This window comes from Sphingobium phenoxybenzoativorans, from assembly GCF_018286635.1.
Lineage (GTDB): Bacteria > Pseudomonadota > Alphaproteobacteria > Sphingomonadales > Sphingomonadaceae > Sphingobium > Sphingobium phenoxybenzoativorans.
This window is the reverse complement of record NZ_CP073910.1, coordinates 1,908,018-1,934,372: the sequence shown is the minus strand read 5'-3', so window position 1 is coordinate 1,934,372 and position 26,355 is coordinate 1,908,018. Positions and strand designations below refer to the sequence as shown.

The 26,355-nt window shown below is 63.6% G+C and carries 30 protein-coding genes; 13 read left to right on the top strand and 17 right to left on the bottom strand.

Features of this window, described 5'->3' with window-relative positions; translation table 11 throughout:
* Positions 1-45: 45 nt before the first annotated feature.
* The 4 genes from KFK14_RS09380 to KFK14_RS09365 are packed head-to-tail and all read left to right on the top strand — an operon-like array spanning position 46 to position 1,732.
* A complete protein-coding gene (locus KFK14_RS09380) occupies positions 46-492 on the top strand; it encodes an MAPEG family protein (RefSeq protein ID WP_197421524.1) in 447 nt (148 codons plus the stop codon).
* Positions 489-797 (top strand): antibiotic biosynthesis monooxygenase, encoded by a 309-nt coding sequence (locus KFK14_RS09375; protein WP_066765473.1) that lies wholly within the window; start codon positions 489-491, stop codon positions 795-797. The genes KFK14_RS09380 and KFK14_RS09375 overlap by 4 nt, the downstream gene beginning before the upstream one ends.
* A 40-nt stretch (positions 798-837) precedes the next feature.
* A complete protein-coding gene (locus tag KFK14_RS09370; RefSeq protein ID WP_066765472.1) occupies positions 838-1,236 on the top strand; it encodes a VOC family protein in 399 nt (132 codons plus the stop codon).
* A gap of 22 nt (positions 1,237-1,258) precedes the next feature.
* A complete protein-coding gene (locus KFK14_RS09365) occupies positions 1,259-1,732 on the top strand; it encodes a cupin domain-containing protein (protein WP_066765471.1) in 474 nt (157 codons plus the stop codon).
* Positions 1,733-1,790: 58 nt separating this feature from the next.
* Here the strand turns inward: KFK14_RS09365 and KFK14_RS09360 are convergent, their stop codons facing one another.
* From KFK14_RS09360 to KFK14_RS09310, 11 genes are all read right to left on the bottom strand, one after another.
* Complete coding sequence (locus KFK14_RS09360) at positions 1,791-2,864, bottom strand: DMT family transporter (protein WP_231736594.1); 1,074 nt, start codon at positions 2,862-2,864, stop codon at positions 1,791-1,793.
* Between the two features lie 96 nt (positions 2,865-2,960).
* The gene (locus KFK14_RS09355) at positions 2,961-3,248 is read right to left on the bottom strand and encodes a DUF5983 family protein (RefSeq protein ID WP_066765468.1); all 288 of its coding nucleotides are present in this window, start codon (positions 3,246-3,248) and stop codon (positions 2,961-2,963) included.
* 78 nt (positions 3,249-3,326) lie between these two features.
* Positions 3,327-4,613, bottom strand: coding sequence for a DUF932 domain-containing protein (locus tag KFK14_RS09350; protein ID WP_343227805.1), 1,287 nt, complete (start codon positions 4,611-4,613; stop codon positions 3,327-3,329).
* Positions 4,614-4,659: 46 nt separating this feature from the next.
* Entirely contained in the window at positions 4,660-5,361 is a 702-nt protein-coding gene (locus tag KFK14_RS09345) for a hypothetical protein (RefSeq protein ID WP_066765466.1), read from the bottom strand.
* Between the two features lie 24 nt (positions 5,362-5,385).
* Positions 5,386-6,018, bottom strand: a complete 633-nt coding sequence (locus KFK14_RS09340) for a hypothetical protein (RefSeq protein WP_066765464.1) — start codon at positions 6,016-6,018, stop codon at positions 5,386-5,388.
* Positions 6,011-6,499: a hypothetical protein gene (locus KFK14_RS09335; protein ID WP_066765459.1), complete on the bottom strand. Its 489-nt coding sequence runs from the start codon at positions 6,497-6,499 to the stop codon at positions 6,011-6,013. The genes KFK14_RS09340 and KFK14_RS09335 overlap by 8 nt, the downstream gene beginning before the upstream one ends.
* Before the next feature lie 39 nt (positions 6,500-6,538).
* Complete coding sequence (locus KFK14_RS09330; RefSeq protein WP_066765565.1) at positions 6,539-6,838, bottom strand: hypothetical protein; 300 nt, start codon at positions 6,836-6,838, stop codon at positions 6,539-6,541.
* Between the two features lie 148 nt (positions 6,839-6,986).
* Positions 6,987-7,244 carry an alkylphosphonate utilization protein gene (locus KFK14_RS09325; protein WP_066765563.1) on the bottom strand — a complete coding sequence of 86 codons (258 nt, stop codon included), beginning with the start codon at positions 7,242-7,244 and terminating at the stop codon, positions 6,987-6,989.
* A gap of 65 nt (positions 7,245-7,309) precedes the next feature.
* On the bottom strand, positions 7,310-7,939 hold the full coding sequence (locus tag KFK14_RS09320; protein WP_212610677.1) for a DUF1275 family protein: 630 nt from the start codon (positions 7,937-7,939) through the stop codon (positions 7,310-7,312).
* Positions 7,940-8,003: 64 nt separating this feature from the next.
* On the bottom strand, positions 8,004-9,665 hold the full coding sequence (locus tag KFK14_RS09315; RefSeq protein ID WP_066765457.1) for a SulP family inorganic anion transporter: 1,662 nt from the start codon (positions 9,663-9,665) through the stop codon (positions 8,004-8,006).
* Positions 9,662-9,997 (bottom strand): helix-turn-helix domain-containing protein, encoded by a 336-nt coding sequence (locus KFK14_RS09310; protein ID WP_066765455.1) that lies wholly within the window; start codon positions 9,995-9,997, stop codon positions 9,662-9,664. The genes KFK14_RS09315 and KFK14_RS09310 overlap by 4 nt, the downstream gene beginning before the upstream one ends.
* Before the next feature lie 162 nt (positions 9,998-10,159).
* Between KFK14_RS09310 and KFK14_RS09305 the strand changes: the two genes are divergently transcribed.
* From KFK14_RS09305 to KFK14_RS09285, 5 genes are all read left to right on the top strand, one after another.
* Entirely contained in the window at positions 10,160-10,351 is a 192-nt protein-coding gene (locus tag KFK14_RS09305; protein WP_164975554.1) for a hypothetical protein, read from the top strand.
* Positions 10,352-10,548: 197 nt separating this feature from the next.
* Positions 10,549-12,147: a phosphoenolpyruvate carboxykinase gene (locus KFK14_RS09300; RefSeq protein WP_066765451.1), complete on the top strand. Its 1,599-nt coding sequence runs from the start codon at positions 10,549-10,551 to the stop codon at positions 12,145-12,147.
* Complete coding sequence (locus tag KFK14_RS09295) at positions 12,140-12,598, top strand: DUF983 domain-containing protein (protein WP_331711435.1); 459 nt, start codon at positions 12,140-12,142, stop codon at positions 12,596-12,598. Before KFK14_RS09300 ends, KFK14_RS09295 begins: the two co-directional genes overlap by 8 nt.
* 19 nt (positions 12,599-12,617) lie before the next feature.
* Positions 12,618-13,091 carry a GNAT family acetyltransferase gene (locus KFK14_RS09290; RefSeq protein ID WP_082733461.1) on the top strand — a complete coding sequence of 158 codons (474 nt, stop codon included), beginning with the start codon at positions 12,618-12,620 and terminating at the stop codon, positions 13,089-13,091.
* Between the two features lie 54 nt (positions 13,092-13,145).
* Positions 13,146-13,328, top strand: a complete 183-nt coding sequence (locus KFK14_RS09285; protein ID WP_066765449.1) for a hypothetical protein — start codon at positions 13,146-13,148, stop codon at positions 13,326-13,328.
* Between the two features lie 26 nt (positions 13,329-13,354).
* Here the strand turns inward: KFK14_RS09285 and KFK14_RS09280 are convergent, their stop codons facing one another.
* The 4 genes from KFK14_RS09280 to KFK14_RS09265 all read right to left on the bottom strand — a co-directional run bounded on the left by KFK14_RS09280 (position 13,355) and on the right by KFK14_RS09265 (position 21,321).
* The gene (locus KFK14_RS09280; protein WP_066765447.1) at positions 13,355-13,750 is read right to left on the bottom strand and encodes a hypothetical protein; all 396 of its coding nucleotides are present in this window, start codon (positions 13,748-13,750) and stop codon (positions 13,355-13,357) included.
* Positions 13,751-13,875: 125 nt separating this feature from the next.
* Positions 13,876-18,177 (bottom strand): strawberry notch family protein, encoded by a 4,302-nt coding sequence (locus tag KFK14_RS09275; RefSeq protein ID WP_066765444.1) that lies wholly within the window; start codon positions 18,175-18,177, stop codon positions 13,876-13,878.
* A 139-nt stretch (positions 18,178-18,316) separates the two neighbouring features.
* Positions 18,317-20,362: a ParB/RepB/Spo0J family partition protein gene (locus KFK14_RS09270; protein ID WP_212610676.1), complete on the bottom strand. Its 2,046-nt coding sequence runs from the start codon at positions 20,360-20,362 to the stop codon at positions 18,317-18,319.
* 32 nt (positions 20,363-20,394) lie between these two features.
* Positions 20,395-21,321, bottom strand: coding sequence for a DUF7146 domain-containing protein (locus tag KFK14_RS09265; protein WP_066765442.1), 927 nt, complete (start codon positions 21,319-21,321; stop codon positions 20,395-20,397).
* Between the two features lie 227 nt (positions 21,322-21,548).
* Here KFK14_RS09265 and chrA point away from each other — a divergent pair, with 227 nt between their 5' ends.
* Genes chrA through KFK14_RS09250 form a run of 3 tightly spaced genes read left to right on the top strand, consistent with a single transcriptional unit; the run spans position 21,549 to position 24,084 of the window.
* The gene (gene chrA / locus KFK14_RS09260; protein ID WP_156448030.1) at positions 21,549-22,880 is read left to right on the top strand and encodes a chromate efflux transporter; all 1,332 of its coding nucleotides are present in this window, start codon (positions 21,549-21,551) and stop codon (positions 22,878-22,880) included.
* Positions 22,881-22,893: 13 nt separating this feature from the next.
* Entirely contained in the window at positions 22,894-23,628 is a 735-nt protein-coding gene (locus KFK14_RS09255; RefSeq protein ID WP_082733459.1) for a superoxide dismutase, read from the top strand.
* 6 nt (positions 23,629-23,634) lie between these two features.
* A complete protein-coding gene (locus KFK14_RS09250) occupies positions 23,635-24,084 on the top strand; it encodes a chromate resistance protein ChrB domain-containing protein (protein WP_066765438.1) in 450 nt (149 codons plus the stop codon).
* Between the two features lie 2 nt (positions 24,085-24,086).
* On the opposite strand, the gene KFK14_RS09245 is transcribed toward KFK14_RS09250, so the two are convergent.
* Positions 24,087-24,992, bottom strand: coding sequence for a DUF4238 domain-containing protein (locus KFK14_RS09245; RefSeq protein WP_066765436.1), 906 nt, complete (start codon positions 24,990-24,992; stop codon positions 24,087-24,089).
* Positions 24,989-25,528, bottom strand: coding sequence for a hypothetical protein (locus tag KFK14_RS09240; RefSeq protein ID WP_066765435.1), 540 nt, complete (start codon positions 25,526-25,528; stop codon positions 24,989-24,991). Before KFK14_RS09240 ends, KFK14_RS09245 begins: the two co-directional genes overlap by 4 nt.
* A 94-nt stretch (positions 25,529-25,622) precedes the next feature.
* Between KFK14_RS09240 and KFK14_RS09235 the strand changes: the two genes are divergently transcribed.
* The gene (locus KFK14_RS09235; RefSeq protein WP_066765433.1) at positions 25,623-26,258 is read left to right on the top strand and encodes a hypothetical protein; all 636 of its coding nucleotides are present in this window, start codon (positions 25,623-25,625) and stop codon (positions 26,256-26,258) included.
* The last annotated feature ends 97 nt before the right edge of the window (positions 26,259-26,355 follow it).

Genomic DNA, 26,355 nt, shown 5'->3' with positions numbered 1-26,355 from the left:
GAAATTTGGACTCAGTATCGGGCCATAGCGAGGAGGCGCGCAGCGATGAGGGACATGAATCTGGCCATTCTCTGGCCAACGGTGGCCATGGCCGCGATGATATTCTCGGTCTGGTGCATTCTTTTGCGGCAGCGCTTTGCTCATATCGCAGCCAATAAGCCGACCGTTGCCGACTTCGCCAACGGGGAAGCCGTTGGCCGCTACTTTCGTCCCGTCGAACGGCCCGCACAAAACCTCGCCAATCTGTTCGAGATGCCCGTGCTCTATTTTACCCTGGTGCCCCTGCTGATCATGACAGGCAGCGCGTCGGGCATACAGGTTGCGCTGGCGTGGGTCTTTGTCGCCCTTCGGCTGGCGCATACTGTCATCCATATCGGCCCCAATACGATCAGGACCCGTGCTCGCGTCTACATCGCCTCGAGCATTGCGTTGTTCGCGATGTGGCTTGGCTTCGCCATTGATCTTCTGGTCCGCACCGGAGCCTCGACATGAGCGCCCCGATCGAACGAGCAGATGGATACCATGTCCTCATCATCCATGAAGTCGATGACTACGAGACGTGGAAGGCCATCTTCGACGATGCCGCGACGATCCGGCGGGAGGCGGGCGAGATAGCTTATCAGATTCTGGCCTATGACACGGATGCGAGGCACGTCGTCCACTTTTCGCGCTGGACCTCACTGGACGCGGCACGAGCCTTCTTCGAATCCCCGAGGCTGGTCGAGATCAGGCGCGTCGCGGGCGTTCGCGCGCCGGAATTCCTCTACCTCAACGCGATCGAGGCAAAAATCCTCTGATGCGCGTGAACGAGTCAATCTTTCTTCCGGGAGTGCGGCGATGATTTCCCATGTCTTTATCGGCACGAATGACCATGACCGGGCGAGCGACTTCTATGCCACAATCATGCGTGAACTGGGGTGGCGCCGCCGGCATTCCGAAGTCCCTTCGCATCTGGTGATCTGGAACCCGGCGGAGTCGACCCGCCCGCTTTTCGCACTTGGTCCGCCTTTCGACGGGCAAGCGGCCGATCCAGGCAACGGCGGCATGGTGGCCCTGCTGGCGCCTGATCGCGCCACGGTCGACCGCACCTACGCAATCGCAATAGCAGCCGGCGCAACGAGCGAGGGCGCCCCGGGTTTACGACCACAGTATCACGCCCATTACTACGGTGCCTATTTCCGGGATCTCGACGGCAACAAGATATGCATTGTCTGTCATCAGGCCGACAATTCTTGACGATCACGCGGAGGCATATCGCATGACCACTTCTCCCCCGGTGCCACGCCGCGCCATGGACATCGCGCCACGCGCGAAGCCTTCCAATTACCCGCCGCAATTTGCTGCGCGCGTATCCGGTCGGATCAAGCGCCAGCTTGGCGATGCGTTTGGCCTGTCGCGCTTTGGCGTGAACCTCACGGTGCTGCCGCCGGGCGCGCAGTCCGCCCTGCTGCATAGGCACACAGAGCAGGAGGAGTTCATCTACATCCTCTCCGGTCATCCCATTCTGCGAACCGACGCTGGCGAAGTGCCACTGGAACCGGGCATGTGCGCGGGGTTCCCGGCGGGCGGCATGGCCCATCATCTGGTCAACCCTACCGGGGAGGACGTCCAATATCTTGAAGTGGGCGACCGGAGTGCCACCGACCAGGGCGAATATCCCGAGGATGACCTCGCCGCAGCATGGTCCGAAGGCGGCTGGCGCTTCACCCGCAAGGATGGAACCCCGTGGTGAGCGAAGTCATACGAACCGTTCGGCTCACGGGCGTAGCCTCACACCCTGAATCCGGTGCTCAGGACACATGGCTGTGCCGGTGGTGCAGGTCAGGGTAATGAGCGTGGCGATGAACCATCGGTGCGTGCCGATGCCAGTGGCTGTGCGGCTCACCCGGCGCGACGTCCGGCGGATGCTCATGCTGGTGATGGCTGTCATGGACATGGCGATGCTCATGCTCGAGCGCCTCGTGCACATGCTCATGCCCGTGCGATTCGGTCAGGTGCAGCCAAATCCCGATCGCCATCAGGATCCCAGCGATGACAAGCGGCACGGTGACGGCTTCGCCGAACATCGCCACCGCCAGAAGCGCGCCGAGGAACGGGGCGGTCGAGAAATAGGCGCCTGACCGGGCCGTGCCGAGGTGTCGGAGCGCCAGCACGAACATCACGAGGCTGACGCCATATCCGAGAAAGCCGATTAGCGCTGCGCCGGCGACCACCGGCATCGCCGGCATCGACGCGCCAAGCATCATCGCCAGCGCGAGGTTGACGGTCCCTGCCGCCAACCCTTTCAGCATAGCGATCTGGACCGGGTCGGCGCTGCTAAGCTTTCGCGTGAGGTTGTTGTCGATCCCCCAAGCGAGACAGGCGCCGGCAATCGCCAGCATGCCAAGGCCCCCACCCGCAGGACCACCACGCCAGGACAACAACACCGCGCCTGACAGGATTGCCGCGGCTCCGACTAGCAGGCGCCGGTCGACATTCTCCCGAAACACCAGCCACGCGATCCCAAGGGTCGCGAGACCTTCGAGATTGAGAAGCAGGGAAGCGGTGGATGCGGGTGTCGTCGCAAGCCCTGCCATGAGCAGGACCGGCGCGATGGCGCCGCCTGACAGGATGACAAGCGCCAGCCAGGGCAGATCGGCTCGGCCGAGCGGCGCTTCCGCTTCGCCGTGACCGGCGGCTTTCCGCACGAGATGGACAAGCGCAAGGCCGAGGCCTGACCCCAGATATAGCAGGCTTGCAAGAAGCCAGGGGTTCACGCCGTTCCCGAGCACCAGTTTGGCGAACGGCGTGCAGGCGCCAAACAGCACCGCCGACAGCATCGCCAGACCTATCCCTGGCGTCAGCATCTTTGGACGATCGTTCACTCTATGATATCCTGCGCGATGGTCACTCGATCATAGCGCATCGCGGCCATCGGCGACATCATGGCGCCGCCGGCAACAACGAAACCCTATGCGACGTTACCAAGGGAATATCGTCAGGCCGTCGATTTCGCCGGCATCGCAGTCGAACAACAGATAGTCGCAGCCCTGCTCGCGTCCGAACCGCATGGCGGCGAGCACTTCCTTGGGTATCTGCTGGCGGTCTGGTTCCTCTGGCATGCGAGTCGGGATGAACCAGCCATAATGCGTCGAGGCGACGGCGAGTGGACGGCTGGATGGTTCGAGCACGGCCCAAGCGTTGAGCAGATCGGCGGTCTTCATGCACACATGCACGGTGCCGAGCACGAGATAGCGCCCGAATTCCATGTGATCGCCTTTCATATTGCACAGAGCCGCGCCGGTCCGTCGCCATCAAGGAGACGACCCGGCGCCGCGTCGATGGGGTTAGTTGACGCGTTCGAGCAGCTTGCGCGCCTTGCCTTCCAGCTCCAGCCTCGTGTCCTGGTTGGTCTTCGTCCGGGCATGGGCGGTAATGCCCTGCACGAAATCATAGAGGCTTTCCGGTGGATGGCCTTCCTCGACCAGCACCGCCGTAATGATCTTCGAGGTTTCGGCCTTGGAGAAGCCGCGCTTCCTCAGGAAATCCTCGCGGTCATCGTCCTTGCGGGCAACGATCCGCTCGCGGGCTTGTTTGATCCCGTGGATGAAGCTCTGCGGTGAGGAGTCGGCGAAATGCTCGAGCGCGGGCGCGGCCTCATGCGCGAAGCGGTTGGCCGCGAATTTCGAGTGACGGATATTGATTTCCTCGAAATTTTCGACACCCCACAAATTGCGATTCATACACACGGCGCGCAAATAGAATGTCGCGATTCCCAAAGACTTGGAACCGACTTCTGAGTTCCAACAGTAAAATCCGCGGAAGTAGAGATCGGGTTCGCCATTGGGGAGCTTGCCCGCCTCGATCGGATGGGTGTCATCGACGAGGAACAAAAACACGTCACGGTCCGAGGCATAAAGGGTGGTCGTCTCCAGGCTGACATCGACATGCGGATTGTAGACCATGCTGCCCCAGTCCAAAACGCCTGGGACCTTCCAGCGGGTATCGCCGACACCATTGCCCGCGATCCGCATCACCGCGCTCACAAGCTCGTGATCCCAGATTCGGCCGTAGTCGGGTCCCGTCACTGCGCGCAGTTCGGTGCGGCAATCGTCGGTCTGGAGCAGTTTGACCTGCTCGCCGCGATGGGACAGCAATCCGTGCTGCATATTGATGCCAGCAAGCGCGGCGGGGAGCGTGCGCAGATAGGATGCCGGCGCGCCGACCAGACTGGCGAGTTGGCCGAACGACCAGTTGGTCGGCGCGACGGGCCGTTCATCACCGGGTATGATCAGCGACAGGCGTTCAGGATCGTCGCTGCGCGCCTCGACCCGTACCGACTTGCTTTCGACCACGCGGGTGGTCGCGTGGTCGGCGCGCCTACGGACGCTTGCATGCAGATCCGATAGCGACAGGAACCGTTCGTCGTCAGGCCTGGAGAACCATTCGGACGAGACACGGCTAACATTGCGGCCACGGGAAATATCGACCCGGTAGCCGCTGCTGACTGGGCGGTCGCGAGAGGAACCGGCGGGCGCCGGATGGTCGAGGACATCGTGGTCGATTACGCGGGCAAGACTGGCCATGAAGATGCTCCTGGGAACTGAGGTGGAAGAGCCGGTGCATCGCCGCATCCGCGCTCACCCTCTCCCACCCCCTTCCTTCCAGCGCCGCGATCTCTCAGGACGCGATAGGTTGCCATTCATAGAGCAAATGGGCGTCTGGTTCGTGCTCGTTACCGACTGCGATCCGCACCAGGCGTCCGTCGCAGGCAAAGTTGGCGGCGCGCGGAAAGTCGCAATAGCTGCGCCCCTCGAACACGAAATCCTTCGAGCGGATCTGGATGACCCTGCGGGCCGTGCCCAGTGCCCGATGCTTGTAGGGGGCGTGCAGCAGGGTCAGGCTGTCTCCGGGCTTCAGACGCTTCTTAAAGCTCGCCAGGGACACCAGATTGTCGACGGAATTGGCTTTGCCGCGCCGGGCCGCGAGCGCCGCCCAATAGGCAGGGACGATGCGCACTTCGTTGTAGAACGAGACCGCCATGAAGTCCTGGTAGAAGTTGGAACGGGCGTAACCGAAACGCTCGATCTGATCGCGCACCCTAACGATGAAGGCCTCCTGCGCCTCCCGGGTGGTCAAATCGTCCGGTGCATCGAGCACCTCGGCAATGATCTTGCGTCCGCCGGAAAATCGCTCGCTGCGAATGGCAAAGCGGACTTCGGGGAAGTGGCTGGCGAGATGCCGCTCGATCCGGCGGCACAGCACCGGCAAATCGTCGTCGGGGCAATAAAGATCGCCCTGATAGTGAAAATTGCCGCGTTCGTCGTGATCGGTCTGGCTGTACAGGCGTGCCGAAGGCTCCGCCGGTGCGGATAAGGTCATGGTACTGTCCTTGTGTCTGAAGGGTCAGGCCGCGCGCACGGCAGCCCAGGCGTGATAGCCGAGGCGTGTATCGCCATTGGCGACCTCGGCCTGCCAATCGGCGAGCGGATGTTCTGGAAACTCGTCCCAATGCCCCTGCCCAGGTGGCAGGGCATCGTTCGGAACGCTACTCAGCGCCCGTTCGAGCATCTGCGCGGTGTTGTCGAAGACGATGCGATCAGCAAAGATCGCACAGGCGCCACCGCCGAACTCACCAATCCGTGGTTTTGAGCAACTGCAAGCCCATTCGAACCCGATGGGAGCATCATGCAGTGTGGTCTGACAGCAACGCTGGATGAGTGCGGCCAGCGGGTCAGGTTGGAAATCGGTCGTGCTATAGAAAATGACCGTGCTGATCTGTGGCTGCTCCTGAGAATTTCCGCCTTCGAAGTCGACACCGAAGTTCGGAAAATCCGGATCGGGGAAGATCGCGAAGAAGCCACTCCAGAGTTTATCGGGCGATACGGGCGGGAACGCCGCGAGGAATTCCGGCGTCGGCTCTGTCGGCGTGTCGCCGGCCTCGAGGTCATAGCTCGCCTGGAACGCCTCCTCGATCAGCGCCATTTCCTCATGGGTGCAGGTGAACGCGAAGCTGCCCTGGACGTAGCTGTCAGCCATGGACCGCCTCCTCGGCAGGAGCGACGGCAGCATCGCCATCATCGACGATCGTGAATGGCGGCGGCACGAATTCGGCCTGCTCGAACCAGGCCCAGACTGCTTCCATGGAGCCGAGTTCGCGGATCATGCTCCGGGCAAGGACGATCTCGTCATTCTCGGTCATGTCGAACTGCACGGCGGCTCCGGCGCCGGTGAAGACCACGCGCTCGGGTCCGAAAACCCCGCCACAACTGCCGGAGTACCGAACATAGGCAATGCCCTGTTCTTCGCAAAACTCTTCGGTCGATTCGAAGGTGCCGCCCGGCAGTTCATAGGCGAATGCCTCCAGGGCCGAGCCCTCGTGAAGCGACGAGAAATCAAGCGGCTCGCCCTCCCAATCGGCGCGGCCGCCGTCGCTGGCGATGGCCTCGATAAGGCCGAGAATATGGGAACGGCGAATGGTGCCGCCGATCATGATCGACGCACTGGCTCTGTCAGCCATGATTCTTCTCCTGGTCCGGAAGTTGAGGAAGCCGAGCGATCAATGCTCGGCGGCCGCGCCGATCAGATGGCGCAACTTGGACCAGGCGAGATCCTCGCCCGCGCGCAGGCCTCGATTGAGGCCCTGGCCGTAAAGCCGGTAGGCGGCCGCTGTGACTTCAGGAGTGGCGGAGGCCGGAAACAGGGTGATGAATTGGCCTTCATCGTCGAGCAGCTCAAAGACATCACCGCCGGACGACAATTTGGTCATCGCGATGCGCGCCGGGCTGTTCAACGCCTCAAGGTCGGCATTGAAGCTTTCGACGAACAGAGGGTCGAGAATGGGGTCGTTCTGTGCCATGGAGGCCTCCAGGAAAAACGCCCGATCATCCGGGCGCACTCTCCCTCCCCCACTTTCTCCATGGCACATGGACCAATGCGGTCGTACAAACCCGGGCCAATGGACAGGCTGTCAGCCAGGTTGCGGTTCAGATCCGGCAGTTCAGGGTTCAGCGTTTTCGGACAAATTCGGCTCGCAGCACCAGGCCCTTGATGCCATCATATCTGCAATCGATTTCCTGGGGATCGCCGGTGAGCCGGATCGACTTGATGAGCGTACCGCGCCGCAGCGTTTGCCCCGCCCCCTTGACCTCGAGATCCTTGATCAGCGTGACCTGATCGCCATCGGCCAGCACATTGCCCACGGCATCGCGCACCTCGACCCGTTCGGCCTCGGCGCGGCGCGTAGCCAGTTCGGCCGCCGGCATCCATTCGCCGGATTCGTCGTCATAGACATAGTCTTCGTCGTTCACTTGGCTCTCCAGACTGTGAGTTACGCTCTGCGACTGCCTGCGCGATCCGCGGCAAGGGCAATCGGGATAAGAATTGCGGCGATGACCGTCCCCAGGCCGAGGCTGGCGCTCGCAAGGACAAAGTGGCCAAGCGCAGCTACAACGGCACCGCCCAGGAATGCGAAGCCGAACAACAGCGGCGCGACCATATTCGCCGCTTTACGCCCCAGGCACAGATCAGCCAGTCCTTCACCAAGCCGGACCAGTTGGTGCGTCGCCGACATGGCTTGGGCGACAAGGTCATCGGAACCATCGAGCGTGCAGTGCGCCATGCCGATGGCGGCGGAAAGCAGGAAGCCCGGCCAAAGGACAACATCCGATAGGTTGAGATAAAAGGCGGTGGCAAGCAGGCAAGCCACGATTACGACAACGGCAGTCCGGGGGTTCCGGCCGCTGCGGTGAACGATGCGCGTTCCCGCCATAGCGCCGGACACCACGCCAATGACCAGCAGGCCAATCTGGGCGGCCCTGCCCCAACCATTTGCCAGGTTCACCGCGAACATCGTGGCAAAGGTTTCGGGCGAAGCGACGAAAATCCCGCCGAGAAGGATAAATCCGGTCGCGTCAATAAATCCCGCCAGAAAAGCCAGACCGAGAGCGAGCCTGAACATGCGGCGATCCGCGACCCGACCCACTTGGAGGCGTAAATGCCTCGATTTTGGCGATCCGGCCATGTCAGGCTTCTCCAACGACCTTTGCCGCGGCGGCAATCGCTTTGGCGTAGTTCGGCGCATAAGTAAGCTTGCCCGAAGATCGGCCAAGGCGCGCACGCTTGAGCATGCTGAACGGCTGCGGCCTGATACCCGACAGGATAACCCGAGCGCCCGCGATGCGGGCCTGCTCTACGAACTTTTCGAGCGCCTGCACCCCGCTGGTATCGAGTAGCGGTACGAGACGCATGCGCAGAATGATCGCCTTGGGCGGCTCGCCGACGCGGCGCAGCGTGTCGAGCAGTTCTCCGGCCACACCGAAGAAGAACGGCCCGTTGATTCGGAAGACCTCGACGCCGGGCGGCAAGGCATCGCGCTGGTGCATGTCCTCGGCATCAAGCTCGGGATCATTCGTCACGCCGGCATCGACCTCCACCGCCTCGGCCATGCGCGCCATGAACAACAAGGAGGCAAGCGTGACCCCAACCCCGATCGCAACCGTCAAATCGACCAACACCGTCAGGCCGAAGGTCAACAGCAATACGGCCCGATCGCTTCCCGGCATGCGCAACAGGGCAAGGAAGCGTTCATACTCGCTCATGCCCCAGGCGACCATAAACAGGATCGCGGCGAGCGCCGCCATCGGCACAAAGGCCATGAGATCGGTGGCGAAGAAAACGAAGATCAACAGGAAAGCGGCATGCATCATGCCCGCGATCGGTGTCCGCGCGCCGGACCGGATATTGGTCGCAGTGCGAGCAATGGCGCCGGTCGCGGGCAGGCCGCCGAACAGCGCGGATGCGACATTGGCGATGCCTTGCCCGATCAGTTCCTGATTGGACCGGTGACGTGTTCCCGCCATGCCATCGGCCACGACCGCCGAGAGCAGCGCCTCGATCCCTGCGAGAAAGGCTATGGTGAAGGCCGAGGGCAGAACCTCATTCACCTTGGCGAGGGAAAATGCTGGAAGCGACGGCATCGGCAGTCCGGCGGGCAGATGCGGGAAGCGCGAGCCGATCGTATCGACCGGCAGCTTCAAGAGCGCCACGACGACGGAACTCAAGACGACCGCGATGAGGAAACCAGGCAATTTCGGCGCGTAACGGCGAAGCCCGACAATGATAGCTAGCGCCCCCGTCCCGACAGCACCCGTCGTCCCCTGGATGGTCGAAATGGCGCCGAAATAGGCCTGCCATTTGGGGAGGAAATCCGCAGGCACCGAATTGATCGCCAGCCCGAGAAAGTCCTTCACCTGGCTCGAGGCGATGATCACCGCGATCCCGGCGGTAAAGCCGGTGACCACCGGATGCGGGATATATTTGATCATCTGCCCGAGGCGGGCGGCCCCGGCCACGATCAGGATTGCACCGGCAAGCAATGTTGCGATCAGCAACCCGTCATAGCCATGCTGGGCAATGACGTTGAAGACGACGACGACGAAGGCGCCCGTGGGCCCGCCCACTTGCACCCGCGATCCGCCAAGCGCCGAGATCAGGAAACCGGCGACAACGGCGGTCACCAGCCCCTTGTCGGGCGATGCGCCGCTCGCAATGCCAAGCGCCATGGCGAGCGGCAGGGCAACGATGGCGACAGTCAGTCCGGCAATGGCGTCGGCGCGGAACGTCGTCGCCGAATAGCCTTCGCGCAGTGCCGTGATGAGCTTGGGCGTATAGGACGTCGTCGTCACCGCTCGGCGTCCTCGGAGGCTGCCTGCTCGATGGGAGCCTTGTCGTAGAGCATCGACGGCACAGGTTTGCGCGATCGGCTGCTGGCAGTTTCACGCAGCCGCACGCCGCGTCCCACGCCGGTGCTCGGCGCATTTTCGCCAAGCAGTTCGATGCCAGCGCTCTCGAACGCGGTGATCACCTTGACCAGCGTGTCGACCACGCCGCGCACCTGCCCATCGGAGGATTCCATCCGCTGGATCGTGGGCAGCGACAGCCCCGCCAGTTCGGCCAGCTGGCGCTGGTCCAGCCCAAGAAGGGCACGCGCGGCCCGCATCTGCTGCGAAGTGATCATGCGAACTCCATGATGTTTAATACATCAAATAGCAGTCTTATCAAATCAGAAGGCTATTTGTATATATGACTTATGCCATCCGCTGAATCAGGTACTGTGGGGAGCGATCCCGCTGTCGGCGAAGCGCATTCGCGCTTGCCCGTCAGCAGGGTGACGGCCCAATTGAGCCCGATTTCGCAGGCTCTGCAGAACTTCCGGGTCGTGCTGACACTCCACGAGGCCGATGGTTCGCTTTACGAAGCCGCACTTACCCCGATTGAAGCTTCGATCCTGGTTTCTGAAATTGCCAACGCCCTGGCGGAAGGCGACCGGCAGATCGTCGCTTCGACCAGAGGTTCAGGCGATGAGCGATGACGATCGCAACACGAACGAGCGGCAGCGATATCGGCCGCGCCGAAAACGCCGAGACGAGACGGCTCCATCCCCGGCGCCCATGCTCGCACCCGAGAAGCCGCACCGCCGCAAGCTTTCGCTCAGGTTCGGGTCGTCCCCGGACGATCGTGAAAGCTGATCTGTTTCAATTCAAATTCCGACGTTGAGAGGACAATGCCATGATGCTCACCCCGAGCTTTCCCGAAATCGCTGTCAAATCGGGCGGTGCCCTGCATCGCAACCTCAACACGCCCCAACTCGTCGAAATAGCACTGCGCCGCAGTGAAGGCCGCATGTCCGAGCATGGCGCTCTGGTAGTCGAGACAGGCAAGCACACGGGCCGCTCCGCCCAGGACAAGTTCATCGTCAGGGACGCCGAGACCGAAACGGCGGTCTGGTGGGGCGCGACCAACAAACCGATGAGCGGCGAAGCCTTCGCCAACCTGCGCGAGGATTTCTTCAAGCATCTCGCCTCGCTCGACACGGTGTTCGTGCAGGATCTGTTTGGCGGCTCGCAGGCGGAATATCGCGTCGGGGTGCGGGTGGTCACCGAACTCGCCTGGCACTCCGCTTTCGTGCGCACCATGCTCGTTCGTCCCAGCACCGACGAGCTGGCGGCCTTCGGCGCTGACTATATGATCATCGACCTGCCAAGCTTCCGCGCCGATCCCGAGCGTCACGGCTGCCGTTCGGAGACGGTCGTCGCAGTCGATTTCACGCAGCGCCTGATCCTGATCGGCGGCACCGGCTATGCCGGCGAGATGAAGAAGGCCGTTTTTTCGGTTCTCAATTACGTCCTGCCCGAAAAAGGCGTCATGCCGATGCACTGCTCGGCCAACATAGGCCCTGACGGCGATACCGCGATCTTCTTCGGGCTTTCGGGAACCGGCAAGACCACGCTCTCGGCCGATGCCTCGCGCACGCTGATCGGTGACGACGAACATGGCTGGTCGGATACCGCCGTCTTCAATTTCGAAGGCGGTTGTTATGCCAAGATGATCCGACTCTCGGCCGAGGCCGAGCCGGAAATCCATGCCACCACGCAGCGCTTCGGGACAATACTCGAAAATGTCGTGATGGATCCGGAAACCCGCGCGCTCGATCTCGACGACGCCTCGCTCGCCGAGAATAGCCGCGGCGCCTATCCGATCCACTTCATCCCCAACGCTTCGGGCGAAAACATGGGGCCGGTCCCCAAGAACATCATCATGCTGACAGCCGACGCCTTCGGCGTGCTACCCCCGATCGCCAGGCTCACACCCGAACAGGCGATGTATCACTTCCTATCGGGCTACACGGCGCGCGTGGCCGGTACGGAGATTGGCGTGACCGAGCCCGAGGCGACCTTCTCGACCTGCTTCGGCGCACCCTTCATGCCGCGTCACCCCAGCGTCTACGGCAATCTGCTGCGTGAGCGCATCGCGAGCGGCGGAGTCGATTGCTGGCTGGTCAATACTGGCTGGACTGGCGGTCAGTATGGCACGGGCTCACGCATGCCGATCAAGGTGACGCGGGCATTGCTGAACGCCGCCTTGTCCGGAACGCTCAAGAAATCCGACTTCCGCACCGATCCGAATTTCGGCTTTGAAGTCCCCGTCGCGGTGAACGGCGTCGACAGGGGGATACTCGATCCTCGCTCCACCTGGGTCGACCGCGATGCATATGACCTGACCGCGCGTTCCCTCGCCGACCGCTTCCGGCGCAATTTCATGCAGTTTGCCGCGCATGTCGATGATGCCATCCGGGCCGCAGCCCCGCCCGGCATGCTCGATGCCTGATTTCATGGTGACGCCCTTCGACCGGATACCGGTCAGTCCCGATCCGATACCCGCGCATGAGGCTGGCGACCTGACGGGGAGCCCTGTGCTCCCCGCCTCAGGTTGGAAGGCCATGTTGCGCGGCCTGTGCGGTCGATGCCCGCGGTGCAACGAAGCGAAACTGTTTCTCCGCTTCCTCAAACCCATCCAGTCCTGCCCGCATTGCGGACAGGACTGGATGCATCACCAGGCGGACGATTTTCCTGCCTATGTCTCGATCTTCCTGACCGGCCATTTGATGGCGCCGCTGATCATCGCTTTGCTTCGGGATGCGCAACTGTCCGTGCCCGCACTGATGATGATCATTCTGCCGTTGGCGATGATCCTGATGATCGGGTTGCTCCAGGCGCGATCATCGCCCTACAGTGGTGGTTCGGCATGCACGGGTTCCGCAAAGAACGGCCCGACATGACGCAGAGTGAGGCGGATACGTGATCGAATTTCGTCCGCTTGTCTCGTCCGACATCGGTGAGGCTGTGAAGCTTTGGGAGGCGTGCGAGCTAACCCGGCCATGGAACGATCCGGTCGCGGATGCCGAGCGTGCGCTCGGTGGACCGTGTTCGACCATCATCGGAGCTTTCGCGGCCGGGCATCTGATCGGAACCGCCATGACCGGATGGGATGGCCATCGCGGGTGGATCTACTACCTCGGGGTCGACAAGGATTTCCGGCGCTGGGGCATCGGGCGCAAGCTGATCCTGCATTGCGAGGAATGGCTCGGGCAGTTCGGTGCGCCCAAGATCCAGCTGATGGTGCGGAGCGAGAACGACGCCGCTGCACGCTTCTACGAGGCCATCGGCTACGAAGAGGACAGCTTTCGCCTATTCTACCGCAGACTTGGCCGATCACGGTCGCAAAGCATCCGACCGGCGGTGATACGGGGCACCAAATCGGGTAAGTCCTGACCTGTCCCAAGCCCCGCCGTCGCACCTCCAGAGAACGCCCCACAGGTCATTGCCATGCTTTCATCCAGTTCTCCTCGGCTCACGCCGCGCAACAGCGAATTCTATCTGCAGCGCCTCAAGGAATGCCTGGCAGAAGCCGAGGAAACCTCCCTGCCCCAGGTACGGGAACGCTGTTTGCGCGCCGCAGCGGCCTGGCAGGAAATGTACGAGAAAGCTTCGACGTTCGACAGACGCTGAGCTTGATTGCCATGCCGCCACACCGCTCAGTAGGCGGCCGGAATCGGAAAGGCCTTGCGCAGCATGATCCGGGTAGACAGCAGTGCCGTCTCGAACGTGCGGCCCATGGCACCGGTGTTCCCGAAGGAGTCCCGGCTCTGCTTCGTGCCTGTGAGGAGATCGAGCAGCAGATCCTCGTCCTGGGAAGCGCCCCCGCCGCGGCCCACGCGCATTGGGCGGCGCAAGACGACCTCATAGAGGTGCATCAGGCTATCGAGCACCGGCGCCATGATGTCGAAACCTTCGAACGCGAGCTCGCTGAACAAGTGAGGCTGGACTGCGAGCCCCGTATCGCGGGCCTCGCGCCAGCGCCGGGCGGAGGACAGAATGAGACCCAGAACGGAGATCGCGCCATGTTCAATGGGCGCTGATAGAGTGGTCATCGGGCGCTCTCCGGGCGACTCATCCACTATTGCGAATGGCTCGCAATTATTGCCAAGTGGCCCGGAGGAAGGCAAGCGATTTGAGCTGGACAGCGACGTATCAGCGGCAGCGGGTTCCGCAAGCCTCACGCTCGCCCCTCCACCAAAGCTGACGATATGGCCGCGAGAACAATTTCAGCCCGGTCCATCGGCACAAACGTTCGCGTCGAATAGGCGATGACCTCGGTAAAGCAGCCCCGCGCCTTCAGCCATTCGCGGTCCAGCGGGTTCTGCCCGCGCAGTTCAAGGCGGCGACTGTTGTTAACGAAGACCGACACCAGGCGCACGCCCTCCAGGCCCGGCACGGACACGCCCTCGTCGTTACGCGCCGCCACGATCAGTTCGGACGGGGTCAAGCGGACAGAAGCGGCGAGCCCGAACTCGGCTTCGAGGTTTTCGACGGCGGCGGGCATGACGATACGGCCGAGCAGAGCCTCCCCCGACGCATCGCCGATCCGCCAGACCCGCACATCGTCAGCGGGGAGTTTGTGCCACACGGGCAGCAGCAGGCCGGTCGCCACGCTGATCGTTTCGACGTCGAGCCTCGCGGAAGCTTCGGCCACTTCGGTTTCCCAAGCTTTGCGAAAATCCTCGCGCTCGATCGGCTTCCAATGGCTGGTCCAGAGCGTGCCCATCGACATGCGGTCGGTGCCGGTCGGACGGACGAGCTGGCACATCGGCACCGGCTTGCCCTCATCATCGGTGACCGACCAGGACGGCACACGCAGTGCCACCCGGCCCGAACGGCCATTGCGCAGGAAGGCGATGTCGTCGGTGCCCTCCCAGATATGCACCAACCGGTTCCACGAGGTCGTCCAGGGGCGCATATGCAGTTCGAGGCGAAGCAGCCGGGTCTCGGCGCCTGTCAGGGGATCGGTGCGCAAGACCTGGTCGGACAGCGGCACGATCCGCTCGGCCCGGATGGTCTCGACGCCGAGATCGAGCGTGCCCGCCTCGCGCGCGGCATCGACGCGGGCCTGGATCAGGCCGATATATTCCTCGAAGATCGCATTTTGCGTCGCGATCCGAAGCGCCAGGATACGATTGAGCCAGCGCTGGATTGGCGGCAGCCGCTCGAGCAGGCCGCCGCCCTGATCCTCGACCAGCTTTAGCCCTGTCATCGCCTGGAAATAATCGAGGTTCGTGCTGGATAGCTTGCCGGCGTGGAGCAGGTGATACCACTGCGTCAGCGCCTCGCGGGCATAGTCGCTTTCCAGATTGTCGGCGGGGTCAAACAGGTTTTGCCCGCCAGTCTGGCGTTGACCGCGGGTCAGGGCGCCGAGGCTGTCGAGCCGCCGCGCGATGGTGCTGATGAAGCGGCGCTCTCCCTTGCAGTCGGTGGTGACCGGGCGGAACACTGGCGGGCTCGCCTGATTGGTACGATGGGTGCGGCCCAGCCCCTGGATCGCGGTTGCCGCCTTCCAGCCCGGTTCGAGCAGGAAGTGGATGCGACGGCGGTCGGCGCTGCCGCAGTTCAGATCCGCATGGTAGGAACGCCCGGTCCCGCCCGCATCGGAGAAGGCGAGAATCGTCTTGCGCCCCGCCATGAAATCGTCGCTGTCGGCCTTGCGGGCACCCACGCTGCGGGATTCGAGCTTCTGGTTGCCGCGTGGATCGAGCACGAGGCGCTTGGTCCGCCCGGTGACTTCGGCGACCGCATCGCTGCCGAAATGCGCAATCAGCGCGTCGAGCGCGGCGGGGATCGGCGGCATGCCGCAGAGCTGTTCGACGAGGGCATCGCGCGCGGCGAGCGCCTCCTGGCAATGAACCGGCTTACCGTCATCGCCCATCATCATTTCCGAGCGCATCGTCCCGTCGCTCGCCCGAAAGGCACGCATCTGCCGCGTGGGAAAGGCGTTCTTGAGGTAATCGATGAGTCCGTCGAGAGGCGAGGTGTCCACGAGCAGTTGCGCCCGCTCCTGAGGGGAAAGAGCGGCAAGCCTGCGACCGAGGACCGCTTCGCCAGTACTGACCAGTTGCACGACTGCCGCGTGGCCCGCCGCCAGTTCCGCTTCGATCGCGCGGATCAGGCTCGGCATCTTCATCGATAGAAGGACGCCTGAATAGAAGCGCTGTTTCGAGCTCTCGAACCGAGACAGCGCCGATCCTTTCGCCTGCGCGTTGAGCGTCTCGCCCGACATGCGATCGACGATGTTCGCCGCTTTCAGCGCCTCCTCGAGCCGCCCGTGTATAATGCTCCACGCATCGCTATAGGTGTCATAGATGGTGATCTGGTCCGGGGTCAGCCGATGTTCGAGCGCCTCATATTCAACGCCGGCGAAGCTCAGGGCCCGGGCGGTGTAAAGTCCCATGGCCTTGAGATCGCGGGCGACGATTTCCATCGCGGCGATACCGCCATTGTCCATCGCCGCCATGAACGCCGCGCGGTCGCGGAACGCCGTGCCCGGTCCCCATAGCCCCAGGCGCGCGGCATAACAGAGGTTGGCAGGATCGGTGGCGCCCGTCGCCGAGACATAGAGCACCCGCGCTCGTGGCAGGGCATGTTGCAGACGCACGCCTGCCAGGCCCTGTTCGGAACCCCTGGCTGCGCCGAATTCGGTCTCGGTGCCGGCGGCGTTGGCGAGCGCATGGGCCTCGTCGAACACCAGCATGCCATCGAAATCCTCACCCAGCCAGGCGCGGATCTGCTGGAGCCGCGAGGCCTCGTCGTGCCGAGACGAGCGCAGCGTCGCATAGGTCAGGAACAGGATGCCGCTGTCCATGCTGATGGGGCTGCCCAGCGGGAAAGCGTCGAGCGGTTGGATGTCGATGGGAAGGCCGCCGAGTGCCGCCCAGTCGCGCCGCGCGTCCTCGACGAGGCCAGAGGCGACCGAGATCCACACCGCCTTGCGGCGGCCCCGGTTCCACTGGTCGAGGATGCAGGCGGCGACCTCGCGCCCCTTGCCGACGCCGGTGCCGTCGCCGATGAAATAGCCGGTGCGGTAGACATGACCGCCCGGCGTCTCACCCAGTTGGTCGCCAGCATCGTTGGGGAGGAAGGTTCCGGGAAGATCGCGCTCGAAGGCCTCGCCAGCATGGATCACTGTTTCGAGCTGGGCATCGGATAGGGCCGCAATTGCGCGCTGCTGCAACAAGGGGTGATAGCTCGGCGCCGGCGGCAAGACCGAGGCCATCGCGACCGATTCAACCAGTTGGTCGGGATGGGGCTTGGCGCCGGAAATTTCGATACGTGAAAGCCGCCAGGGGACATAGATGCCGACGGGATCGCCTGCGGGCAGCGGCATGTCGCGGACGCTATAGTCGAGCGGACACGGCACATCGTCGACGCGCGGTTCGCGCTTGGGCGTAACCAGGCGCGAACCTGCCAGACCCGCGAACAGTGCCGATGGCGAGGGCTTGGGAGCAAGCCGCACATGCGGCTGCGCCATAGCAGGCGCGGGCGGCGGCGATTGTGAGGGATCGAGGCGATCCGGCAGGCCGAGCACAATCGGCAATGCCGCCTCGATGCTGTCGACCGTATGGCGCGCCGTCTGGCCCGCCCAGCCCTTGTCGTAGACGATCAGCCGCACCGCAATGCTGGTGCCGTGCTTGGCGTAGGGATTGCCGAGGATGGTGATTTCGGCGCGCGGCGGCACCACCTCGGCAACCGCCGTGTATCCGGTCGCCGCACTGCCGTCGGAGGCGAAGCCCGGCGACATGATCGCGACGCAGCGGCCGCCATGGGCGAGCCGGAGCAGCGCCGAGCGCAGATGGCGCGCACCGGCATGACGATCCCGGCCCCGCCCCTCGCTGCGGCTGAAGGGCGGGTTGATCAGGACCACGCTCGGGGCGACGCCAGTTGCCAGCTTGTCGTGGATGAACTCGGCGTCATGAGTGGTGACGTCATGACGCAGTGCGAGTGCGAGCAGCGCGGCACGCTGATTGTCGCGTTCGTTGAGCAGCAGGCGCGCTCCCGCCCTCGCGGCATGGGCTGCCAGCATCCCGGTCCCGGCCGAGGGTTCAAGGATGCTATCAGATGCTGCGATCATGGCGGCCCGCGCAGCAAGCCAGGCGAGCGCCAGCGGCGTGCTGAACTGCTGGAGATCGACCTGCCGTTCGGAGCGGTAGGTCTGGGTCGGTAGGCTATTCTGGAAGGCGACCAGCCCCGCGAAGGTGGTCTGTGGATGCTCGCCCTGCCAGTCGGCGCGGCCGAGCAGCAACACCTGCGCCGTCTCCAGCGCGTCATAGGCGTCGCGCAACGACCAGGCCCCATTGGCATCGGACGCGCCGAATGTCTCCGTCATCAGCCGAGTGAGAAACTGGCGGGTAATGGTGTTGGAACGGACGAGCGCCTCCGCGACGATCGTGGCCACCGAAAACAGCTTTTCGGCCTTGGTGGCGCCAGCGTCGAAGAGCGGCTCGGCGAGTTTGAGAAGCGGCATGTTCATAGCAGGTGATCCTCGCGAAATCGGGCGGCCTTCCGCCCCGTCGCCAATCGCCCTCCCCCTTGCTCCCCGTTGGGCGAGCACAAGGAAACGGGGCCACGGCAGGCGCGCCGCGGCCCCGTCGGGAGGATTGGCTTGTCGGTCAGGCTGCGGCGGCGAGCGATCCTGTGCCGTTATCATCCAAAGGTTCGGCCACCGGATCGGCATCAAGATCGACGACGATGTCGGACTCGTCCGCCGCCTCGCCGTCCGGCTCGATCATCGGGCTCGCGGCGTCATCGAGCGGTACGAACCGCATGGCATCGGGCAGCCAGCTCAGCGCCCGTTCCTTGGTCTCGGCCTCGACGAGGATGTCGCCCGCGAAGAGCTTCTCCGCCGACGCGGCGAGATCGTGCTTCTTCGACGCGCCGTAGCGGTGCCGCAGTTCGACGCCGCCGACCGTCTCGAACAGGTCGAGAATCGCGGGCTTGGTGATCCGGTCGAAGTAGTTCTTCGCGCTCGGCCGCCACCAGACCGCAACATCGATCGCAAGCTTGTCGCCCAGATGATCGATGAAGGCGCTGCCCGTCTTGCCGGCAGGCACGGCATCGAAGGTTCTTGCGACCGCCCAGCCCAGCCAGGCGGCGCGCGCTTCGTCGGACAGCGCACAGAACGCATCGTAACGGTCTCGCACATCGTCGTGGTCGATCCAGCTGCGGTCGAGCCCGCCGTCGAGCTTGGCCCATTCCTCCGCCGCCAGCGTGCCGCTCTCGAAATTGGCGACACGCGGACTGGGCGAACGGGCGCGGAGGTCACTGGCGAGATCCATGCTGCCATAATGCCGGGTCGCCGCGTCCGCCATGATGAAGGTCCCGACATCGAGCGCAAAACGCGGATCGCTGGCGACATGGACCGCGAGGAGCTCGGTCTTCATCATCGCCAGTTCGTCGGCCAGACGCTGACTGACGACGGGCTTGGCCGGACCATCGGTCTCGTCGGTCTGGTCGAACCCATTGTCGCCATCCTCACCATCGCCGTCTTCATCATTGTCGTCAGGCGTCTCGACCGGTGCGACATAGAGCTGCTCGTGGATGCGGGGCTGGCCGTCACGGCCGATCACGAGATAGGCAAGCGCGGAGGCCTTCTGTTCGTCGGTAAGCACGGGCGTGCGCGACTGGATCGCATCGTATTCGGCCTCGAGCGCCTGGACCCGGGCTTCGTCGTCTTCGGTGTAGCCCTCGCCGGTCTCTTCGATCGCTTCGAGCTCGTCCTGGATCGCCTCGCAGCGCGCTTCCTCTTCGTCGGTCAGCGGCGGAAGATCGCCCTGCACCTGCCGCAGGCCATAGGTCTCGGTGTAGGGGATGTGGGACGCAACAACCGTGCGGATCTGGGCATAGCCCTCGCGCTCGCGGATCGCTTCGGCGGCGGCGGCGAGCTGTTCCTCGGCGAGGTGATCGAGAATGTCGCCGTCGATCCACATCTCACTGGCATCGTCGGAGAACAGATCGGCATCGATCCGGCCGCCGGCGGCGACATAGGCGTCACGCCCGACCAACAGTGCCTTCGGGTCGCTGCCGCGATAACCTCCGGAAGCGAGCTGGCGACGGATCTCGCCGACGTTCGCGCGATAGTAGCCCTGACCGAGCTGCTCGAACACCGAAGCCTGGCGCGCGGTGTCGGATGTGCTGGCATAGGCCATGGCTATGTCGAGCGTGATCGCGCCTTCGCGCAGCGCCTCGAACACCGGTTCGGCGAGATTGGCGAGCCGCAGGCGACCGAGCACGAAGCGCTCGGTGAGCCCGAACCGCTTGGCGATGTCGGCGGGCGTCTTGTTCTCGGTGTCGATGATGTCCTGGAATGCCCGGCAGGCATCAGCCGGATTCATCGCCAATTTGAAAAAATTCTCCGACAGGCTGATCTCAACCGCATCGTTGGCGTCGGCGAGGACCTTGACCGGCAGCTCGTAGTCGGCGGGCAGTTCGCCCTTCTCGATCGCGCGATGGACGGCATCGAGGCGGCGACCGCCGGCGGTGATGCGATACTGCCCCTTCTTGCGCGCGACCGGCAGCCCGATGAGATTCTGGAGCACGCCGTGCGCGACGATGCTTGCTTCGAGCTGGGCATCGGCCTCGGCGTCGCTGGTCTTGCGTACATTGCTCGGCGACTTGGCGAGCTTGCCGGCCGGTACAAGGATGATAGGCTGGGACATGGATATTCTCCGCGCGGACGAGGCCCGACCATTCAGGCCGCTTGCCGCATCCAGTCCCCCACCCCCTTTCCTTCCCCACGCAGGACGTCGTTCCAGTCGTTGAAGCCCCGGGGCGGCCAGAGCACATCGATCGTCCGGCCCGGCATCGCATAGGCGTCCATGGCCTTGGCGGCGCCGATCCGCCCGCCGCGGTCGTCGTCGGGAAGCAGGATCAGGCGGGAGACGGTGTCGGGAATGGCAATATGGGCGAGGCGTTCGTTGCCGAGCGTCGCCCAGACCGGGATGTCGAGCAGGAGGATCGCCGAGAGGGCGGTTTCGATGCCTTCGGCAAGGCCCAACGTCTCGGTTGCCGGCGCGAGCATGACCGCGCCTTGACCGGGACGCCCCAGCATTCGCCGGGGGTTGGCGAGGTCGCGCGCGCGGCGCGGTTGATGCGGATCCAGGAATGTCCGCTGGAGCGCGACAAGGTGCTGTCGTTCATGCAGCGCCGCGATCATTGCTGGCCGGAACACAGCTAGTTTGCCTCGGCCCAGAGGTGCGCGCGAATGATAGCGCAAGGTCGGAGGCAATAGAGCAATGGCGCGTCGCTGCAAGTAGTGTTCGGCAGGTGTTCCAACCAGCGAGCGCGCGTCGTCCCAAAGATCTACTGCCCGTTGCCGCAACCATGCGGGGCTGAGCGTAGCGTTGAGCGAACGTGCTTCTGACGGACCGCTCAGAGCGGTGTTGTGATCAAGCCGATGGATCGCGCGGATCACGTCGATCGTCTCGCAGCCCGCAAAACATTTGAAGAGCAATGCCTTCTCGCCCACGCGAACTGAGAGGCTGGGCGTATGATCGTCATGCGCGGGACAGTGGCACATCGCGCCGTTTGGCGACCACAAGCCGCCGAGGCGTTTGACCAGATCGGATGCCTGGGCTTCGAGATCGATATTGCGATGTAAGCAGGGGGGTGCAGGCATGATGCCTCCTTGGAAACACCACCCAGTGCCACCTCCCCTTCGCGCCGTGGCGATCTGCGTTCCCATTTTCGAGAATGTGCACCGAACTGCTTCGGCAGGCGTTGCGATTTCAGGGACGGCCGTCTAATCTGGCAGCGCCGGGGCAATGCAACCTCCCGGTCAGGCGTCACCGCCCAAGCGTTGCCTTGTTTGTCCGCGCTCGCGCGGATGGAAAGGCATGGGGACGAGTGACTGAATTTTCCGGATCGACTGTTTCGACCAACCGGCCTGATTTCGGCGAGTTGCTCCGCGTGTTCACGCGCATCGGGTTCCTGAGCTTCGGGGGGCCTGCCGGCCAGATCGCGCTCATGCACCGCGAACTGGTGGATGAGCGCCAATGGGTCAGCGAGGACCAATATCTCCATGCCCTGAACTTCTGCCACCTGCTTCCCGGCCCTGAGGCACAGCAGCTTGCCACCTGGATCGGCTGGAAACTGCACGGACTACGCGGTGGGCTCGCCGCCGGGCTGCTATTCGTCGTTCCCGGCGCGCTGGTGATGCTGGCCCTGTCGATGCTCTATGCATTCGCTGCGAACCTTGACTGGTTTGCGGCTCTGTTCCTCGGAATCAAGGCCGCTGTCCTGGCGATCGTCGTGCAGGCGCTTCTGCGCATAGCAGGACGATCGCTCAATACCGGCTTCAAGAAGGCGCTGGCAGTAGTCGCCTTCGCCGCCCTCTTCTTCCTCGACCTGCCTTTTCCGTTGGTCGTCCTTGGAGCGGGAGGGATCGGTATGCTGGTCGCCGCGTCTAGACCCGATTGGCTGGGAATCAAGCTTGGCGGCGCAACACCGGTTTCCGGGCCTCGCCCGTGGGGCCTGACCATGCGGACGATCGCGATCTGGGGCGCCATCTGGGCGGCGCCGATGGCTGTGGTCCTTGTAACGCTTGGGCGCGGCCATGTGCTGTGGGAGATCGGCAGCTTTTTCTCCCAACTCGCTGTCGTCACCTTCGGCGGAGCCTATGCGGTCCTTGCCTACATGGCGCAGCAAGCCGTGCAGAGTTACGGCTGGCTCTCGCCGGGTGAAATGGCCGACGGCCTCGGGCTTGCCGAGACCACCCCAGGACCGCTCATCATGGTGACGCAGTTCGTCGGCTACCTTGCCGCTTTCCGCGCCCCGGAACCGTTCACTCCGCTGGTCGCGGGCCTGCTCGGCGCGGCACTGACCACCTGGGTGACGTTCGCTCCCTGCTTTCTGTGGATTTTCACCTTCGCCCCCTGGATCGAGCGGATGGAGAACGCAAAGCGCCTAAAGGGCGGTCTCGCGGCACTAACCGCCGCCGTCGTCGGGGTTATCGCCAACCTCACGGTCTGGTTCTTCATCCATGTCCTGTTCGCCCGCGTCAGCGAAGTCGAGACCGGCCCCTTTCGGCTCTACGTTCCGGACTGGACGAGCCTCGACTGGCGGGCAGGCCTGCTTGCGGCCTTGTCCGCCGTCCTCCTCTTTCGGTTCAAATGGAATGTCATCAAAGTGCTTGGCATCACCGCCATTGGCGGACTGCTGCTTGGCCGAATCGCCTGAAAGGAAATGCCCGATGAGTGAAGTTTCACGCCGCACGGCGATGGGAAGTCTTGCCGCTGGAGCGGCCGGTCTTGCCATCGCCAATACAGCAGCAGCCAGTGAGGCCCAGACCATGACACCCCCAGCCCCTTCGCCCGCATTCGCCGGCCAGCACCAGCCCAAGGCGCTGCGTTTCGATCCAGCCAAACTCGACGGTCTGTCCGAGCGGCTGATCCGCTCCCATTGGGAGAATAACTATCAGGGCTCGATCCGCGCGCTCAACATGATCGAGGGACGGCTCGCCATCGCCATGGCCGACAATGACTTCCCGGCGGTCGCTTATGGCGGCCTCAAGCGTGAGGAGCTTCATCGCACCGGATCGGTGGTGCTTCATGAACTCTATTTCGACGCGCTGGGCGGCAACGGGCAGGCCGCGGGGAGCATCCGCCAGGCACTGGCCGCGTCGCACGGTTCGCTCGAGGCATGGGAGGCGGAGTTCCGCCGCACCGCGATGGCGCTGGCAGGTGGTTCGGGCTGGTGCATCCTGGCCTGGAACCACCACACGGCGTCGTTGCACAATTACTGGTGTTGGGATCATACCAACGGCCCTGCAACCGGCACCCCGCTGCTTGTGCTCGATATGTATGAGCACGCATTCCACATGGACTACGGTGCCGCTGTCGCGAAATATGTCGATGCAATCATGCGCAACCTCGACTGGGAAGTCATCGATAGCCGCTACCGTGCGATCGTGAGTGCGAAGGGTTAGCCCGCCATGAAATGGGTCACACGTGAACGCCCCAAGATCGACCGGATCGCATGTCCTTGGCTGATTTTGCGCTGCATCGATGCCGAGGCAGAGTTTCTCTATGTTCCTGCCAAGGAGGTTCTTTCTGTCGCGGCCAAGGAGGGAGCGACACCCTACGATATCCCGGACGTCGAGTTCAGCCACGTCGGCGAGCTATGCAGTTTCGATGCATTTCTCGCCAAATATGCGCTCGATAATCCTGCGCTACGGCAACTTGCGGTCATCGTGCGCGGGGCCGATACGTCCCGGCTTGACCTCGCCCCGCAGTCGGCCGGCCTGTTCGCCATCTCGCTCGGGCTGTCAGCCCGCTACTCCGACGATCACGAGATGCTGAGCCACAGTCTTGTCATCTACGATGCGCTCTATGCCTGGTGTCAGTCCTGTCAGGGCGAAACCCACAACTGGCCGCCTACGTGAACCTAGGAGTTTTCGTCGGTTTTCCGCCAGCGAGCTCCATGCGTGGTAAGTTGGTCGAAACTGAATCCGGCCCATTCGAGATCGCCGTCGAGATGGGCATCGTCGGCAATCATGTAGCGGACCGTCAGGCTGTTGCCGTGCTGAACCAGAAATTGCCGGTTGACCATCCGGGCTGCGTCCGCGGGCATGGCCGAGTTGGTGAACCCGGGCGGCCCACCGGCGACGATGAAAGCGCCGCAATGGCGATCGAGCGTCAGCCACCAGGTCCTCAGATTGTTGAAGAAGGCGCCGAAAGCGGCCTGCTGTTCGGGCACCAAAATCAGCAGCGTCGGGCTGGTCGAGGTGCGCAGGGGGATCGGTGACTGGCAGACCATCACGTTGATGGCGGCCGCATCCTCCGGGATGGTCGTGTCCATCGCGCCATCGCGAAAGAGGGCATGTGCGTTGTCGGCGGCTGCGGCGATCCATTCGTGCATCTCGCGCTCCTCTTCGCTCAGATCAGCGTCGAGCGCGCCGGCCTTGAAGCGCGAGGATTCCGCCTCGATGAAGCGCAGTGTCTCGAGATTGCGCCGCTGGAGGTGGCGGGCAAAGCCGTAAATCGGGATCTTGTCCGTCTCGTCGAGGCGCGCGCAGGCGCCGTCGGTGATCTTCTGCCAGGTCGGGCTGTTGGAGAAGGGCGTCTCGATCACCCGATTGATCGGACCTTCGATCGAGCCGGCTACGCCCTCCGCGACGAAATCGTGCATCGACTCCTCGTAGCCGATACGGTCGATGGACTTGCGATCGGTGGCGAGAATATCCCCGTGCCGTTCGAGGATGCGGACCTTGTTCGGATCGTCCGGGCACGCAAAGCGCCGCAGGTAGAATTGCGGGACATAGTGATGCCTCTTGGGGTGGCCTTCGCTCATTCCGCCGCCGCCTCGCGGGACGCCGGCGCCTCGGCCGAACGCGTCTTGTCATCAATGTCGAAGCCGTCGATCGACAGGCCGACGATCATGTTGATGAACGCCTTGGCCTCCGCGATGATCGCCTCGGCCTCCTTAGTGTTGCTGAACGAGCCCTGGTGGACGACGGCGTTGCGGACCGCGTTGATCGTCGCGGCCGATTTGATGAGGGCCTTGGCGGTCGGGCTCGTCTTGGGCGTTGCGAAATAGACCGGCACGAACAGGCGCTCGACCTTCAACGGCAGGCCGTTGGCCCAACGGAGGAACTGGTCGACGGTCGCGGCGTCGAACTGTGTCTTTTGCGACCATTCGGTCCGCACCGCGTAATTCGCGGCGATTTCGGCCGCGGTGGCGCAGCGCACGATCGCGGCCGAAGGTTCGTCGCGGGTGTGAAGTCCGGAAAGCTTGGTCCATTGGGATTGGAGCTTTTCGAGATCAGTGCGCTCGTTATACGGCTTCTTCGACGTCTTGCGATGCGCATCGCTTTTCGACTTGCTCATGCGCCCCCCGTTCAACTTGTTCCGCTCTTGAACGCCCTACAGTATTTCAGCGGCAGCGGCGAGGCGATGGCATGGCGCTTGAGGAGAAGGACGATTGAGCTCGAATACAGATCAGTTGCCGCGCGTCTTTCAGGCCAATCTCGCCCGTCTGTTCGACCGCATCATTCTACCCGGGCTTGACGCGCTGGCCGTCCATCCCCGGCTCGAGCGCGGCGAGGCGGCGACGCTGGACGCGTTTCTCGACCGTGCCGCGGCCCAGGTCGACAACTACACCGCGAACGAGGCGGCGAAGGCCTATGTCTTGACGCTGGCGGCCATGTTCGAGCGCCAGTTGAGCGTGTGGGCGCGCGCCCGCCAGACCGAAGGCCGGGGCCACTTCTCGCGGATTCGCGGCTTTGAAGCGCTCCTGACCGCCTGCGCGGATCAGGCGGGGATTGACCTGCAGCGGGATCGGTTGGGGTCGGACCTCAGCCAGATGTTCCTGGTCGCCAATGTCGTGCGGCATGGTGACGGCCGCTCCTGCGAGGCCCTCCGGGCCGCGGCGCCGGAGCTTTGGGAGACGGACGCGCCGGATTATCTCGATCTCCTGCCAGGCGAGGCGGTGGTCAGCGAGCATCTCAGGATGCGAAGACGCGACCTGATTCGCTACATCCGCGCGGCCACATGCTTCTGGGGCCTCGCCGACCGGTTGCCGATGGCGGTAGCCGATCCACCCTATCGAGAGGACTGAGGTATGTCGGACGAAGATAGCGATGGATACGCCGATCCCGACGCGCCGCGCTACCGCGACGTCGCCGAAATAGGCCGGGCGGACCTTTACCTATCGC